We start from the raw sequence: 12,513 nt of genomic DNA, 5'->3' as shown, positions 1-12,513 counted from the left end.
AGGCAGGGTGCACCACACGATGAACATGCGTGAACCCTCCCATGCCACCAATGTAGTGGGCACCGCCCCACAACCCCTTTTTCTTTTTCCCCCCCCCCCCCCCCCCCGGTCCGCCTCACTGAGAGCCGGCAGGCTTCAGGTTCAGGACGATCTGCAGCGCGTTCTGCTGCGTGGGCTGTCCAGGTGCGTACGAGTTCTGCTCGTCCGGCCAGCCGACCCAGTTCTTGGTGCTGTAGAGGCCACCGACGTTCGAGGCCGAGGTCGGGATGATCGGCATCTGGTCGACCATGATCTTCTGCAGCGTGTTCAGCGCCGTGGTGCGGGTGGCGTCGTCGGCCGCGTTGGCGTACTGGTCCAGCGCCTTGGTCGCCTCGGGTGAGTTGAAGCGCCCGTAGTTACCGCTCGAGCCGCCCTTGCCGATCGGCTTCATGATCTTGCCGTCCATGATGTTCTGGTAGATGTCGTACGGCGTCGCGCCGCCGTTCGTCCAGTGCATCGCGGCGTCGAAGTTGCCCTGGTCGATGTTCTTCGTCCAGGCGTCCTGGTTGGCCTTGTCGACGGTCGCCTTGATGCCGATCGTGGACAGGTTGTCCTTGATGATCTCGAGGTCGGTGATGTAGTCCGACCAGCCGGCCGGGTTGGTCAGCGTGATCGTCACCGGCTTGCCGGTCTTGTCCTTCAGCACGTCGCCCTCGAGCTTGTAACCGGCCGCGGCCAGGTCGCTCTTCGCGCCCTCGACGTCGACGACGTGCTTCTTGTCCTTGAACTCCGGGGCGATGAACGAGTCACCGGCCGGGGTCGGGATGCCCGTGACGGACTCGACCTTCGGGTAGAAGTACCCGGCCTCACCCTGCTGGAAGATGTCGTCGCGGTTGATGACCTTGTCCATCGCCTTGCGCAGCGCGGGGTCGTCGAACGGCTTCTTGGTGGTGTTGATCCACAGACCGTGGATGCCCAGGTTCGCCGGGAAGTACAGCTTGTGGTTCTTCGGGTCCTTGTCCTGGAAGACGGCCTTCACGTTCGGGACGAAGACGAAGCTCCACTCCGAGGCGCCGTTGGCCAGCGCGGTGGTCTGCGCGTTGTTGTCGTTGTACGACGTGTACCGCAGCTCCTTGACCTTCGGAAGGTCCTGCCAGTACGAGTCGCGCAGCTCCAGCGTGGTGGTCTGCGGCGTGAACGACTTGATCTTGTACGGGCCGGTGCCGACCGGGGTCTTCAGGGTGTCCTGGGTCGGGTCCTTGATCGCCGACCACTGGGCCTTCTGCGCCACGAAGACGGTCAGGACCTTGTTCTGGTTGGTGAACTGCGACCGGGTGAAGGTCAGGTCGACCTTGTTGCCGGTCTGCGTGATCGTGCCGTACGGGATGGCGTCGGTGTTCAGCGCCTCGTGGTCCTTGCGCAGCTGGAACGTGTAGGCCACGTCCGCCGCCGTCATCGGCGTACCGTCGGACCACTTCACGCCGTCCCGGATGGTGAACGACAGCTTGGTGAAGTTGGCGTCCCACTTCCACTCGGTCGCCAGCCAGGGCTTGCCCGGCTCGGACGGCTTGATCCCGTTGATCATCACCAGCGGCTCGAAGATCATCCACCGGTACCCGAGCGAGGCACCCGCGGAGGAGCCGAGGAACGGGTTGTTGTTATCGGTCTGCGGCCCGTTCGGCATACCGACGTTCAGCACGGTCGCGGCGGTGCCGGAACCGCTTCCGTTGGTCTTACCGTCCCCGTTACTGCAGGCAGCCAGTGTGGCTGCCGCGAGCAAGCCCGTCAGGGCCAGCGCGACGCTCCGTCGTGCTCGCATCGGTTCCTCCTGTGTATCTGTGTGTGGCGGCGTAAATACCTTGCTTGGTCCACCCCTGAGCCTGGGTGGGCCAGTGCATAGTGGCGTGAAAGCGCTCTCATCGGAAGAGCGGACGCCTTAACGGATCGGTATCGAGGTGTTCACCGGCGGCGGAGCAGGGGCAGCTGCCCCGCCGCCGGAGCCTCAGTGGTGGGACCGGACGGAGGGGGCGGGCGTACTGGTCCGAGGGATGGACTTGGGTGCAGTTGAGCTGCGGACGATCAGTGTCGTGGGCAGCACTTGGGGTTCGCTCGGCAGCGGCGTACCGCCGAAATAGCCCATCAGCATCCGGGCCGCCGCCTGCCCCATCTGGCGCATCGGCTGATGCACCGTGGTCAACGGCGGTTCGGTGTGCTGGGCGTACGGGATGTCGTCGAACCCGACGACCGACACGTCGTTCGGCACGTTCCGCCCGGTCTCCCGGACGGCCTGCATGGCACCGCCGGCGGACAGGTCGTTGTGCGCGAAGACCGCGTCGAAGTCCAGACGCTGGTCGAGCGCCTGCTGGACGCCGCGGCGTCCGCTCTCGTGGGTGAAGTCACCTTCGGACACGAGTCTCGGGTCGAGCTCGATGCCGGCCTCCGCGTAGGTGTCGCGGAAACCGTCCAGGCGTTCGTGGGTACAGCCGAACCGTTCGACACCGGTGATCACCAGCGGCCGGTGCCGTCCGAGCTCGATCAGATGCCGGGCAGCGGACTGGCCGCCGGCGTAGTTGGTGGTGGCGACGGACGGGAACTGGGGGCGGTGGTCGCGGTCGTCGATCAGCACCACCGGCAGGCCGCGGGCATGCAGCTGCTCGATGTAGGTGAGCGTGCCCTCGGGCTCGATCACCAGCAGGCCGTCGAACGACTGCGAGGACACCTGGGAGGCGAACTGGTGCATCGACTCCGCGCCCCGGTTGAAGGTGAACAGCAGCAGGCCGTAGCCCTCGCTCTCCACCACGTCCACCGCGCCCTGCAACACCTCGCCCATCCAGGGCCAGGTCAGCGAGGGGACCAGCATCCCGACGACCCGGGTCCGGCCGCGGGCCAGACCGACCGCCCGGGCGCTCGGCACGTAACCGAGCTCGGCGATCACGGCGCGGACCCGCTCGGCGGTGCGCAGGTCGAGTTCACCCTTGCCGTTCAGGACGCGCGACACGGTCGTCTTGCTCACGCCGGCCCGTGCGGCGACGTCGGCGATGGTGATGGACACGCGGAAACTCCCCTCGAGCGGTGGGGTGGCGGATGTTGCTGCAGTGTTGCGCTCCCGTTGCGGAACCGGTTTCGGAAGCGGTTCCGTAGAGTGAAGCCGAGTGACCCAGGTCTCGTCAATCACGGTGGGGTAACGAATCACGACTTAATTCACGATCTGGAAGAAGTCATGTCTTCCGGGTTGGCCGCTGGGCGTGATGGACTCTGGTCCAGCGGTCCGCCAGGGGCCGGGGGTTTCGGCAAGGGGCTGGGGCAATGGAGTATCGGCGGACGACGGTGCGGGACATGCGCCGGTCCAACCGATCGGTGATTCTGACCGGCATCTACCGCGACGGACCGCTCAGCCGGCAAGAGCTGAGCACCCGTACGTCGCTCAGTGCGGCCAGCGTCAGCAACCTCGTCACCGAACTGATCGCGGAAGGCGTTGTCGAGGAGGCCGGCTCGGTCGAGTCCGAAGGCGGCCGGCCGCGGGTGCTGCTGCGCGTCGCCCCCGATTTCCGGTACGTCGTCGGTGCCGAGGTCGGCGAGACGCGCGTCCGGGTCGAGCTGTTCGACCTCGCGCTGAACGTGCTCGCCACCGTTGATCACACGATCGATGCGCTGGAGCCGGAGGCCGTCGTAAAGCACGTGCTGGAAGGACTCACGAGCGTGATCAGCACCTCCGGCGTACAGGCGTCGTCGGTGCTTGGGCTCGGCGTCGCGGTGTTCGGAATCGTTGACGCGGATGCCGTCGTCCATGCCCAGACTCTCGGGTGGGACGCCGTACCGTTCGGGCAGATGCTTGCCGAGGGCACCGATATTCCGATCCTCGTGGACAACGGCGCGAACACCCTCGGCCAGGCCGAGATGTGGTTCGGCGCGGGCCGCGGCGCGACCGACGCGGTGGTCGCGCTGGTCGGCTCAGGGGTCGGCGCAGCCCTTGTCACCGGTGGATCCAGCTACCGCGGGACGCGCAGCAGTGCGGGCGAGTGGGGCCACACAACGATCATGTACGGCGGTCGCGGGTGCCGGTGTGGAGCCGCCGGCTGCCTCGAGGCGTACGTCGGTGCCGAGGACGTGCTCGACCGCTATCGCCAGGCCGGCGGGGAGTTGTCGGCCGAGGACGAGGAGGCGGCATTCGCCGAACTGCTCGCGGCGGCGGAGAAATCGGAGGTGGCGGCAACGATCGTGGATGACACGATCGGCTATCTCGCTGCGGGCTTCGCGAATCTGGTCAACCTGGTCAACCCCGAGCGGATCGTCCTCGGTGGCTGGGCCGGGCTGTTGCTGGGGGAGCGCTACCTGCCGCGGCTGCGCGAGGCAGTCGGCCGGCACGCACTCCGCCAGCCCTATTCCCAGGTCTCGATCGTGCTGTGCGAACTGGGCCGCGACGCCGTTGCTCTGGGCGCCGCGACCCTGCCGATCCTGCGGTTGCTGCAGGACGGGGGCGCGTTACCCCCGTCCAAGGTGCTGAGTTAGTTCAGGGTCCACTTCTGGTTGGCGCCACCGCTACAGGTCCAGATCTGGGTCGGGGTGGCGTTCGCCGAATTGTTGCCGGTGACATCGAGGCACTTGCCTCTGTTCACCAGATCCTTTGCTGCGTTGGCGGTCCACTGCTGGGCGGTATTGCCGTTGCAGGTCGCGATCTGGACTTTGGTGCCGTCGGCGGTTCCGGCGTTCGCCACGTCGAGGCACTTGCCCAGGGCACGGATGGTGCCGTCACCGGGACGGCTCCACGTCTGCGCCGCCGTACCGTTGCAGTCGTAGAGCTGGACCGCCGTACCGTCCGCGGCGTTGGCGCCCGCGACGTCCAGGCACTTGCCGGCCAGGCCGGTGATCGTGCCGGCGCCGCCGCCACCGCCGTCCAGGGTCGAGACGCGGACGTAGTCGATCGTCATCGTCTGCGGCATCTGGGTGGAACCGTCGGGGTAGCCCGGCCAGTAGCCGCCGACCGCGACGTTCATGATCATGAAGAACGGGTGGTTGAAGACCCACTGGTCGCCACCGAGGTCGGCCGGCGTCCGGCGCTGGTACTGCACGCCGTCGACGAACCAGGTGATCGAGTCCGGCGCCCAGTCGACGCGGTAGGTGTGGAAGTCGTTGCGGAACGGCTGGCCGTTCGGCGAGTTGTACGCCGCGCCGATGCCCTCGGCGCCGGAGTAACCCGGGCCGTGGATCGTGCCGTGCACGGTGTTCGGCTCGCGGCCGATGTTCTCCATGATGTCGATCTCGCCGTTGTTCGGCCAGCCGCCACCTTGGGCGCCGAGCATCCAGAACGCCGGCCAGACACCCTGGGTGCCGGGGATCTTGATCCGGGCCTCCCAGCGGCCGTACGTCTGGGTGAAGGTCTGCGCGGTGAGCAGCCGGGCCGACGTGTACTGGCACGTGCCGTAGTGGCACTGGAACCCGCCGCTTTCCTGGCGGGCAGTGATCACCAGGTTGCCGTTGCCGTCCTTGGCGGAGTTGCGGGTGCTGTTGGTGTAGTACTGGCGTTCGTCGTTGCCCCAGCCGGAGCCACCGATGTCGTAGCGCCACTTGCTGGCGTCCGGCGCCTGGCCGGCCGGACCGTCGAAGTTGTCCTCGAAGGTCGTCGCCAACGCGGCGTTGGCGACCTGCGGTGCCTGTTGCTGGGCTTGGGCGGGTGCTTGCAGAAGGCTGGTGCCGACGAGGGCGGCACTCATCGCGACGATGGCCGCGACGCGGGAACGCTGGAGTCTCATGCGTGCCTCATTTCTCACGGGGGCGGAGCAGGAACGAGACAGGGATTTGGTCCCGGAGCTTGGCGTGAGAACGCTTTCACGTCAAGGCCGGGACTAAATAAAAGACCTGAAAAAAGTCGTTGCTGTGGCGTTGACACCGGTGACCACCGATGGTTCCCTCGTGCTGACACACCGTTGCGGCGCGGGCAGACGCCACAACTTTGCCAGCATTGCATTCCTTGCAGACAAGGGAGTCCGCCCATGCCCGCGAACGGGTTATCTCGTCCTGCCCGCGTCCTACCGGTGGCCGTGGCCGCGCTGTGCGCCGTCGCCGCCGGCCTCGGTTTCGGTACGGCGACCGCACCGACCGCCCAAGCCGCCGGTGAACAGGTCAACGTCTACCTGACCACCACCAACGACTCGGCCGGCCAGAACGTGACCCGCGGTCTGCAGCAGCAGACGCCGGTCAACTTCGGCCCGGCCGGCGGTTCGGCGAACCAGACGATCACGGTCAACGAGAACACGACGTACCAGTCCTGGGAGGGCGGCGGCGCCTCGTTCGCCGACAGCTCCGCCTGGCTGCTGAACAGCAGCAACACGATCTCGGCCGCGACCCGCAACCAGGTGATGAAGGACCTGTTCGACCCGGTCAACGGGATCGGGCTGTCGTTCACCCGCAACCCGATGGGCGCCTCCGACCTGGCCCGGTTCAACTACTCGTACGACGACACCTGCTGCGATCTGAACGACTTCACCATCAATCACGACCTGGCTGACGTCGTACCGCTGACCAAGCAGGCCAAGCAGCTGAACCCGAACCTGAAGGTGATGGGGTCGCCGTGGAGTGCTCCGGCCTGGATGAAGGACAACAACAAGTTCACCAACCGTGGCTGGCTGAAGGCCGAGTACTACCCGATGTACGCGCAGTACTTCGTCAAGTACGTGCAGCAGAACGAGGCCCAGGGCAACCACATCGACTACGTGACCGTGCAGAACGAACCGACCTGTTGCGGTACCGACGACACCGGCTACGCGTCGATGAACTGGAACGGCGCCGGGCTGCTGAACTTCACCAAGAACCACCTCTTCCCGGCGTTCCGGGCGGCCGGGATCACCACCAAGGTGATGGTGCTGGACTACAACTGGGGCAACTACAACGACCTCGGTTCGGTGCCGCTCGCCGATGCCGGGCTGCGCAGCGACCCGCTGTTCGGCGGCATCGCCTGGCACGGGTACGGCGGTGACGTGAACCTGCAGACGCAGATCCACAACCAGTACCCGGCGGTCAACGCCTACATGACCGAGCACTCGGGCGGTACCTGGATCCCGAACCAGCAGGTCGAGGACATGAACAACCTGATCGACTACACCCGCAACTGGGACAAGTCGTGGATCAAGTGGGGCCTCGCCCTCGACCAGAACCACCTCCCGTACGTCGGTGCGGGGTGCAACGTGTGTACCGGCTTGGTGACGGTGCAGCGTGGTGGCAGTCGTGCGGGGCAGGTGGACAAGACGGTCGAGTACTACACGATGGGACACCTGACCAAGTTCGTGCGGCCGGGTGCGCTGCGGATCGACTCGACGGCGAACGCCTCGGTGAAGAACGTGGCGTGGAAGAACCCGGACGGGTCGAAGGCGCTGATCGCGTTCAACACCACCGGCGGCTCGCAGTCGGTGCGCGTGAACTGGGGTAGCCAGTCCTTCACCTACACGCTGCCCACGAAGACGTCGGCCACCTTTGTGTGGAGCGGCACGCAGGGTGGCGGCGGTACCGGTGGCCAGATCACCGGTCTGGCCGGCAAGTGCATCGACGTGGCGGGTGCGAACCCGGCTGACGGCACGGCCGTCCAGATCTACGACTGCAACGGCTCGGCCGCACAGCAGTGGACCCGTTCCGGTAACACCCTCCAGGCGCTGGGCAAGTGTCTCGACGTCACCGGTGGTGGCACGGCCGACGGCACCCGCGTCCAGCTGTGGTCTTGTGTTGCCGGGAGTCCCAATCAGCAGTGGACCTACTCGAACAACGACCTGGTGAATCCACAGGCTGGGAAGTGCCTCGACGTGACCGGGAACAACTCGGCCAACGCGACACCACTGCAGATCTGGACCTGCGGTGGCGGCGCCAACCAGAAGTGGACGATCTCCTGACCTGATCCCTGACTCGTCACCGAGGCCCGCCCGCCCGCCCCCGGGCGGGCCTTGTTTCGGGCGTATTTGCCGCTGCATTTGACCCTCCGGTTACCGGAGGGTCCAAGCTTGCTTCCATGACGGCGACAGTGACGGTCGGCGAGTTCTCGCGGATGACCAACCTCAGCGTGAAGACGCTGCACCACTACCACGACATCGGGCTGCTCGCGCCCGCGTTCGTGGATCCGTCATCCGGGTATCGGCGGTATGAAACGGTCCAGGTCGGCACCGCGTTGCTCATCCGGCGACTCCGTGACCTGCGGATGCCGCTCACCGACGTACAGGCTGTGGTCTCGTCGACCGACCGGAGTGCGCGGGAGGAGACGCTGCGCGCGCATCTCGACCGGATGGAGGCCGAGCTGCAGGTGACGCGGGATGTGGTCACCTCGCTGCGCAGTCTGCTGACGACCGATCCTGAGCCGATGCAGGTCGACTACCGCTACATTCCGCCGTTCCGCGCGTATGCCGTCCGCGATCACGTCGAGCGATCGCAGATCGGGGCGTGGTGCGTCGACGTCTTCGGTCGGCTGGATGCGCTGGCGGCTGCTCGTCAGATCGTGGCCACCGCCGGAGCGACGTACAGCGACGACTTCTTCACCGAAGATGTCGGCGAGGTCGTCGCCTTCCTTCCGGTCGCGCCGACTGCTGAGTCGGCTGACGGTTTCGAGTTGGTCGATCTGCCGGGCGGCTACTTCGCCATCGGGGTGCACGCCGGCGCGATGGCCGACTTCGACCGCACGTACGGCGCTCTCGGCTCGCACGTCGCTGAGCACTGCACGGTTGCGCCTGGCCCGATCCGCGAGCTGTACGTCGTCTCGCCGGGGGACACCCCGGATGAGAGTTCCTATCGCACTGAGGTCTGCTGGCCGATCCAGCGGATCCCTGTCTCTCCTGCTTCGAAAGGCTGAACCATGTCCATCACCCTCGAGAACATCGCCTTCGACTGCTCCGACGCCGCCACCCTGGCCACTTTCTGGGCCGGCGTCCTCTCGGTCGACGTCGATGCCGACAGCAACGAATTCTTCGCTACCGTGAACCGCGCCGCCGACGGACCGACGCTGATGTTCCTCCAGGTTCCCGAGCCCCGCACTGTCAAGAACCGCCTGCACCTCGACCTCGCCACCGCCGACTGGGCCACCGAGCTCGACCGCCTGGTCGCCCTCGGCGCCAAACGCCTCGACGAGCACACCGAGTACGGCGTGCACTGGATCACCCTCGCCGACCCCGAAGGCAACGTCTTCGACCTCGCCGACCACAAGGCCTAGGACCGGCAGGACTCACCGATCAGGTGGGTGGGGCGGTTGTTGTGGCTGGGCGTCGGGTGCGTTTGAAGACGGCGTAGGCGCCGGTGGCCAGGGCGGCGATCGTGAGGACGGTGGCGCTGAGGCTGAGGGACCACTTGATGCCGATGGCGGCGCCGGCGAAGCCGACGGTGAGACCGCTGCCGATGCGGAGGCCGCCGGAAGAGGTGTTGTAGAGCCCGATGATGCGGCCGCGGTCGGCGGGTGGAGCTTCTAGTTGGACGACTGTTTGGGAGACGGACATGGAGACGAAGTTCGCGACGCCGCTGACCATCAGCATGAGGAGGGCCAGGACGTAGTTGTTGGTGAGCGCGAAGACGACGATGCTCAGGCCGTAGAGCACGGTGCCGACGACCGCGGTTCGCACGGTGGGGCGGAGCCAGCCGGTTGCCTCGATGACGAAGCCGCCGACCACTCCACCGAATCCGGAGGCGAACAGCAGAGCGCCGTACGTGAGACCTGCGGAGCCTGCGCCGAGTGACTCGGCGAACTCGGGCATCGCGGTCTGGATCGAGGCGCCGACGAAGAAGGAACCCAGCCCGGCCAGGATGATCATGCTGCCGATGGTCGGGCCGATCGACGCACCCCGGGCAGCGCGGAGGGCGGCGATCGGGCCGAGCCGGGGGCGAGCCACGACCTCCTCGCGGAGGTGGCCGGTGAAGCGGGTGCGGAAGAGAAAGATCGTCAGCGGCAGGTAGATCGCGATGTTGGCGAAGATGCCGCCGGTGGGTCCGAGAAGAAGGAGGAAGAGCGAGCCGACAACAGGGCCGCACAGGACGCCGAGGCTGCGGAAGGTCGCGTTGAGCCGTACGGCGCTCGGTAGGTCATCGCGGCCGACGAAGTCGTGGAGCATCATCTGCTCGGCGGGACCCCAGAGTGCGCCGGCGCATCCGTGCAGCACGAGCAGGACACACGCGTGCCAGATCTGGAGTGAGCCAGTCAGGAAGAGCAGTCCCCAGCAGAGCGAGACGAACATGAACAACGCCTGCGCGGACTGGATGATGCGCCGGCAGTCGTAGCGGTCGGCGAGTGATCCGGACAGCACGGAGAAGAGCAGGAACGGCAGCCAGTGGCTGATGACCTGGAACCCCGCGAGGGCGGGCGAATGGAACTCGCGCCACAAAACCCAGTAGGTGATGACGTGCTCGATGTTGTCGCCCATCATCGCCAGACCGGTTCCGAACAGGTACGGACGCGCATCCCGGTTCCGCAAGCCGGCGAACCGCGGTACCCGCACCCGCTCCGCTTCCGCCTGGTGGCTGCTCACGCCACACGCTCGGCACATCAGACCCTCCCCGTCGCAAGGCACCCTGCCCTGTCACGGTCACCCTAACAGATTCGAGACACAGTGTCTCGTTATGATTCTTCGTGGATCCAGTGGCCGGCGCGCATCGTGGCTTGGACGGTGAGAGCGGGGGTGAGGACGGCTAGGTCGGCGTCGTGGCCTGCGGCTAGACGGCCTTTGCGGTGGGCGAGATTGAGGACTTGGGCGGGCCGAGTGCTGGTGGCGGCTACGGCTTCGGGGAGCGGCCAGCCGAGGTCGCGGTGGAGGTGGGCGAGCATGCCGTCCAGGGGAGTGGTGCTGCCGCCGAAGGCGTTGGCGCCGACGACCATGCCGACGCCGGAGGCGACTTCGCAGTCGATGATGCCGAGGCGGTACCGGAAGCCCTCGGGCATACCGGCGCCGGCGGTGGCGTCGGAGACGGCGATGAGGCGGTCGCCCAGGCAGCGGCGGGCGATCTCGATCAGGGTCGGTGGGAGATGGTGGCCGTCAGCAATGATTTCGCCGATCAGGTGGGTGGAGGCCAGTGACTCCTCGATGAGGCCGGGTACACGCCACGGGCCTTCGCGGACCAGCGAAGATTGACAACTCCAGAGGTGGGTCAGGTGGGTGAGGCCGTTGTCGACCGCGGCCGTCAGTTCGGGAGCGCGGGCTTCGCTGTGACCGGCGGCGACTACTACGCCGGCGTCGGTGAGGCGGCGGGTGAACTCGGGTACGCCGGGTAGTTCCGGGGCGACGGTGACCATTGTGATGAGGCCATTGCGCGCCAAGAGGCGGTCGGCCTCGTCCGCGGTGGGCGGGCGGAGGGCGGCCGGGTCGTGGGCACCGCATTGGGAGACGGCGAGATACGGGCCCTCGAGATGTACGCCGTACAGGCCGGGGCTGGTGCTTCTTGTTGAGGCGAGTGCGTCGAGTTGGCGGTCGAGGTCGGCCGGGTGGGCGGAGACGAGCGATGCCTGCAGGGTGGTGACGCCGTGGCGGGCGTGGAAGTCGAGGACCTGTTGATGCGCGGCCGGGTCGGGGTCGTCGAAGGAGTGTCCGCCGCCGCCGTGGACGTGTACGTCGATCAGGCCGGGCACGATGGTGGACCCGGTCAGGTCGTGTAACTCGGCAGTCTCCGGTACGTCGTTCGCCGGGACGATCGCGTCGATCCGTCGATCGCGGATCACGAGTGCGTGGTCGTCAATGAGCGCGTCGTCGACGACGAGGGTTGCGCCGGTGAGCGCGATCAACGCGGGTCCGACTCCGGGTCGAGGAAGAGGCGAACGCGGGCGTGCGTGCGGAGCGCCGTACCGGGGTGATCGGGGCCGATGGGGCGGGTGAGGGTGTCGTGGACGGCCTGGCGTTTGGGGGCGCCCGGGACGGAGGCGATCACGTCGCGGGCGTTCAGTAGGCGGGGGATGGTGACAGTGACGGCGTGTGTCGGTACGTCGGACAGTGAGGCGAAGTGGCCTTCGTCGACCTGCTGGCGACGACTGGTTTCGTCCACGGCCACGACCTTGGCGGCGCGAGGGTCGTCGAAGTCGGCGGGCGGGTCGTTGAAGGCGAGGTGGCCGTTGACGCCGAGGCCGAGCAGTACGACGTCGAACGGCGTATCGCCCATCAGTTGCTCGTAGCGATGGGCGGCTGTCTCAGGATCGTTGCCCGGCGCCACCGGACGAAACGTTGCCTGGGGCACCTTATTCAGGAAGGTGTGATGTAGCCAGGTAGCGAACGCCTGGGGTGCTTCCGGCGGTAGGCCGACGTACTCGTCCATGTGGAAGAACTCGACGCGGCTCCAGTCGATGCCGGGTTCCTCGGCGAGTGCGGTCAGGGTCGCGGCCTGGCTCGGGGCGGCGGCCAGCATGACGCGGGCGGCGGAGGTCGACTCGATCGCCTGCCGGATCCGTTCCGCGGCCCAGGTCGCGGCGGCGCGGCCGAGGGCGGACCGGGTCGGGTGGGTGCTGATCTGCGGGGCCTGGTCGATGCCGACGGTCATGGAGCCTCCCTGGCGAGTTCGATGAGCCCAGTATGGGGCGCGCATCCGTGGGAAGCC

Annotated in this window: 10 protein-coding genes; 4 read left to right on the top strand and 6 right to left on the bottom strand. The window is 67.0% G+C overall.

Annotation, left to right across the window (positions count from 1 at the left end; all coding sequences use genetic code 11):
- Nucleotides 1–115 precede the first annotated feature (115 nt).
- Nucleotides 116–1,798 carry an ABC transporter substrate-binding protein gene (locus ACFVWG_RS32460; protein WP_391547270.1) on the bottom strand — a complete coding sequence of 561 codons (1,683 nt, stop codon included), beginning with the start codon at nt 1,796–1,798 and terminating at the stop codon, nt 116–118.
- 183 nt (nt 1,799–1,981) lie between these two features.
- A complete protein-coding gene (locus tag ACFVWG_RS32455) occupies nt 1,982–3,031 on the bottom strand; it encodes a LacI family DNA-binding transcriptional regulator (RefSeq protein WP_391547269.1) in 1,050 nt (349 codons plus the stop codon).
- Between the two features lie 254 nt (nt 3,032–3,285).
- Between ACFVWG_RS32455 and ACFVWG_RS32450 the strand changes: the two genes are divergently transcribed.
- Nucleotides 3,286–4,488, top strand: a complete 1,203-nt coding sequence (locus tag ACFVWG_RS32450) for an ROK family protein (RefSeq protein WP_391547268.1) — start codon at nt 3,286–3,288, stop codon at nt 4,486–4,488.
- On the opposite strand, the gene ACFVWG_RS32445 is transcribed toward ACFVWG_RS32450, so the two are convergent.
- Nucleotides 4,485–5,729: a family 16 glycosylhydrolase gene (locus ACFVWG_RS32445; RefSeq protein WP_391547267.1), complete on the bottom strand. Its 1,245-nt coding sequence runs from the start codon at nt 5,727–5,729 to the stop codon at nt 4,485–4,487. The genes ACFVWG_RS32450 and ACFVWG_RS32445 overlap by 4 nt on opposite strands.
- A gap of 240 nt (nt 5,730–5,969) precedes the next feature.
- Between ACFVWG_RS32445 and ACFVWG_RS32440 the strand changes: the two genes are divergently transcribed.
- The 3 genes from ACFVWG_RS32440 (at nt 5,970) to ACFVWG_RS32430 (ending at nt 9,160) form a co-directional block, all read left to right on the top strand.
- Entirely contained in the window at nt 5,970–7,856 is a 1,887-nt protein-coding gene (locus ACFVWG_RS32440; protein ID WP_391547266.1) for a ricin-type beta-trefoil lectin domain protein, read from the top strand.
- 116 nt (nt 7,857–7,972) lie between these two features.
- A complete protein-coding gene (locus tag ACFVWG_RS32435) occupies nt 7,973–8,803 on the top strand; it encodes a MerR family transcriptional regulator (protein ID WP_391547265.1) in 831 nt (276 codons plus the stop codon).
- Nucleotides 8,804–8,806: 3 nt separating this feature from the next.
- Nucleotides 8,807–9,160, top strand: a complete 354-nt coding sequence (locus ACFVWG_RS32430; RefSeq protein ID WP_391547264.1) for a VOC family protein — start codon at nt 8,807–8,809, stop codon at nt 9,158–9,160.
- A gap of 19 nt (nt 9,161–9,179) precedes the next feature.
- Here the strand turns inward: ACFVWG_RS32430 and ACFVWG_RS32425 are convergent, their stop codons facing one another.
- From ACFVWG_RS32425 to ACFVWG_RS32415, 3 genes are all read right to left on the bottom strand, one after another.
- Nucleotides 9,180–10,463, bottom strand: coding sequence for an MFS transporter (locus tag ACFVWG_RS32425; RefSeq protein WP_391547263.1), 1,284 nt, complete (start codon nt 10,461–10,463; stop codon nt 9,180–9,182).
- A gap of 89 nt (nt 10,464–10,552) precedes the next feature.
- On the bottom strand, nt 10,553–11,710 hold the full coding sequence (gene nagA / locus ACFVWG_RS32420; protein WP_391547262.1) for an N-acetylglucosamine-6-phosphate deacetylase: 1,158 nt from the start codon (nt 11,708–11,710) through the stop codon (nt 10,553–10,555).
- Nucleotides 11,707–12,456 (bottom strand): 6-phosphogluconolactonase, encoded by a 750-nt coding sequence (locus tag ACFVWG_RS32415; RefSeq protein ID WP_391547261.1) that lies wholly within the window; start codon nt 12,454–12,456, stop codon nt 11,707–11,709. Before ACFVWG_RS32415 ends, nagA begins: the two co-directional genes overlap by 4 nt.
- Nucleotides 12,457–12,513 lie beyond the last annotated feature (57 nt).

It is taken from the genome of Kribbella sp. NPDC058245 (genome assembly GCF_042882005.1).
GTDB lineage: Bacteria > Actinomycetota > Actinomycetes > Propionibacteriales > Kribbellaceae > Kribbella.
This window is presented reverse-complemented; position numbering and strand designations above follow the sequence as displayed.